Annotated in this window: 3 protein-coding genes; 1 reads left to right on the forward strand and 2 read right to left on the reverse strand. The window is 71.8% G+C overall.

Going from position 1 to position 3101, the window contains the following annotated elements; translation table 11 throughout:
• Positions 1-77: 77 nt before the first annotated feature.
• Both AB0L95_RS41985 and AB0L95_RS41990 read right to left on the reverse strand, forming a co-directional pair.
• Positions 78-1424 carry an MFS transporter gene (locus tag AB0L95_RS41985; protein WP_365171919.1) on the reverse strand — a complete coding sequence of 449 codons (1347 nt, stop codon included), beginning with the start codon at positions 1422-1424 and terminating at the stop codon, positions 78-80.
• A gap of 97 nt (positions 1425-1521) precedes the next feature.
• A complete protein-coding gene (locus AB0L95_RS41990; protein ID WP_365171921.1) occupies positions 1522-2133 on the reverse strand; it encodes a LysE family transporter in 612 nt (203 codons plus the stop codon).
• 67 nt (positions 2134-2200) lie between these two features.
• On the opposite strand from AB0L95_RS41990, the gene AB0L95_RS41995 reads away from it, so the two are divergent.
• Positions 2201-3101 (forward strand): LysR family transcriptional regulator ArgP (locus tag AB0L95_RS41995; protein ID WP_365171923.1); only part of this gene is annotated, 901 nt, incomplete at its 3' end.

A 3101-nucleotide genomic window follows, 5' to 3' on the forward strand; every position in this document is an offset into this window, starting at 1 on the left:
CACCATAATAAGGGGGGGGGGCGCGCCCTCACCCCCCCCCCCCCGCGACAGCCGTATTTCCCCGAACCGGTGCCTGGTCAGATCCGGTACTCGCGCAGGGCCGGGGTCGCGAGGGCGAGGACGAGGGTGGCGAGGACGACCAGCAGGCCGCCGCCGGCGATGGCCGTGCGGACACCGAGGGCCGAGCCGACCGTGCCGTGCAGGACGTCCGCGAGACGCGGGCCGCCCGCGACGACGACCGTGAACACGCCCTGCATCCGGCCTCGCATCTCGTCGGTGGCGGCCGACAGCAGAATGGCTCCGCGGAAGACCATTGAGACCATGTCGGCCACTCCGGCGGCGGCCAGGAAGACCACGGCCACCCAGAGGTTCGTGGTGAGTCCGAGGCCGGTGATGGCCGCGCCCCAGGCGATCACCGACAGGATGACCATGAGGCCGTGGCGGCGCGCACGGGAGAACGTGCCGGACATCAGGCCGCCCAGCACGGCGCCGATCGGAATGGCCGCGAACAGCAGTCCGAGCGCGAGCCCTTCCCCGTAGGGCGCGTAGGTGTGGGCGGCGAGCTGCGGAAACAACGCCCGGGGCATGCCCAGCACCATCGCGATGATGTCGGCGACGAAGGACAGCAACAGCACCTTGTGCAACGACATGTAGCGGAAGCCGTCGGCTATCGCCTGCCAGCCGGCGCTGGTCTTCGCCGCCGTCGACAGGGGCGGCAGCGCGGGGAGCCGCACCACGGCCCACACCGTCACGCACAGCGCCACGGCGTCGATCAGATACAGCTCGGACAGGCCGATCACGGGGATCAGCACGCCCGCCAGGAGGGGGCCCGCCACCAGGCCGGTCTGCATCACGGTCGAGCCGAGCGCGTTCGCCGCCGGGAGTTCCTCCGCCGGCACCAGACGGGCGATGGAGGCGCTGCGGGCCGGGGAGTTGAGACCGAAGAAGGCCTGCTGCAGAGCGAGCAGCGCCATGAGCACGAACACCGAGTGCAGACCGATGGCGGCCTGGACCCAGAAGAGCACGGACGTGACCGCGAGACCCGAGTTGGTGAGCAGCAGGAGCTTGCGGCGGTCCATGCTGTCGGCGATCGCGCCGCCCCACAGGCCGAACACCGCGAGCGGCAGGAGGCCCGCCAGACTGGCGTAGCCCACCCAGGCGGAGGAGCCCGTGATGTCGTAGATCTGCTTGGGCACCGCGACCGCGGTCAGCTGGCTGCCGACGCTCGTGACGATCGTCGAGGTCCACAGGCGGCGGTAGGCGGGGCGGCGCAGCGGCCGGGTGTCCATCGCCCAGCGGCGCCACCCTCGCCCCTGCGCTCCCGCCCCGTCCTGCCCGTCGTCCTGCGCCGCTGTTCCGCTGTCTGTTCCGCCGCGTTTTCCGCCGTCGGTTCCGTTGTCGGTCGTGCTCTCGCTCGTGTCCACGGACTTCCTAGCTGCTTAGTACACCTTTTGATTCCCGGTTCACTATCACCGATCGGCCCGCGCTCCCGGCCGTCGGGGACCCACCGGTCGACCGAGTTCAGGCTCCGGTGATCAGCAGGCCACCGGTCGTGAGCATCGTCACCGCGACCAGGCCGTCCAGGACGCGCCAGGAGGAGGGGCGGGACAGGAAGCGGCCGAGCAGCCGGGCACCGAAGCCGAGGGAGGCGAACCAGCACACACTGGCCAGGGCCGCACCGAGCCCGAAGGTCCAGCGCAGCGAGCCGTGGCCGGCCGCGAGGGAGCCGAGCAGGAAGACGGTGTCGAGGTAGACGTGCGGGTTGAGCCAGGTCATCGCCAGACAGGTGAGCACGGCTCGCCTGCGGGAGCGCTCGAAGGTGCCGTCCAGCCCCATGGCCGAGGGCCGTAGCACCCGGCGGGCGGCGAGGACTCCGTAGACCAGCAGGAAGGCGCCGCCGATCAGCCCGACCGCGGTCAGTGCCCCGGGCCAGGCCACGACGACGGCTCCTACGCCGCCGACGCCGAGTGCGATCAGGGCCGCGTCCGACAGGGCGCAGATGCCGACGACGGCGAGGACGGCCTCGCGACGGGCGCCCTGGCGCAGCACGAAGGCGTTCTGGGCGCCGATGACGACGATGAGGGACAGTCCGGTGGCGAATCCGGCGGCGAGGGCCGTCAGTGCGTGGGTCATGACCCGGGACGCTATGAACCAGGACGTCCGAAGTACAGCTAAAGATTCTTACGTATCATTAGCGCTCGTGATGCCGGAACTTCCGCTGGACCAGGTACGGACGCTGCTCGCCGTGGTGGACGAGGGCACCTTCGACGCGGCCGCGCGCGTCCTGCATGTGACGCCCTCCGCGGTCAGCCAGCGGGTCAAGGCGCTGGAGCAGCGGACCGGGCGGGTGCTGCTGACCCGGGCGAAGCCGGTGCGGCCCACCGAGTCGGGTGAGGTGATCGTGCGGTTCGCGCGTCAGCTCGCCCGGCTGGAGCGCGAAGCCCGGGCCGACCTCGGAATGACCGGCGCCGGGGAGACGACCCGGCTGTCGATCGCGGTGAACGCCGACTCACTGGCGACCTGGTTCCTGCCGGCGCTCTCCCAGGTGCCCGAGGACCTGCGGATCTGCTTCGAACTGCGCCGCGAGGACGAGGCCCATACGGCCACGCTGCTGCGTGAGGGACGGGTGATGGCCGCGGTGACGTCGTCACCGGAGCCGGTGGCGGGGTGCAGTGTGCGCGGCCTGGGGCGGATGAGGTACCTGGCGGTGGCGAGCCCGGACTTCGTCGAGCGGTGGCTGCACCGATGGCCCGAGGTGCCGCTGCGCGAGGTGATCGGTGACGCGCCCGTCATCGCCTTCGACCGGCGCGACGACCTCCAGGACCGGTTCCTGCGTGAGCTGCGGACCGCCGAAGGCGCCGGTGCGCGGCGGCATTTCGTCCCGACGTCGGAGGGGTACCTCGACGCCGTCGTGGCCGGGATGGGGTGGGGTCTGGTGCCCGAGCCGCAGGCCGGGCCGCTGCTGCGGGCGGGTCGGCTGGTGAACCTGGCCGCGGACCGGTTGTCGGAGGTCCCGCTGTACTGGCAGCAGTGGAAACTGGACTCCGCCGCGCTGGCGGCGGTGGCCGAGGCGGTCGCGGCCGCGGCCGGGAACGCGCTCG

Source organism: Streptomyces sp. NPDC052036 (genome assembly GCF_040680495.1).
Classification (GTDB): Bacteria; Actinomycetota; Actinomycetes; order Streptomycetales; family Streptomycetaceae; genus Streptomyces.

What these genes read in the sequence shown, in the direction of transcription:
- AB0L95_RS41990 (WP_365171921.1), bottom strand. Translation starts at nt 2,133, where the DNA reads ATGACCCACGCACTGACGGCCCTCGCCGCCGGATTCGCCACCGGACTG.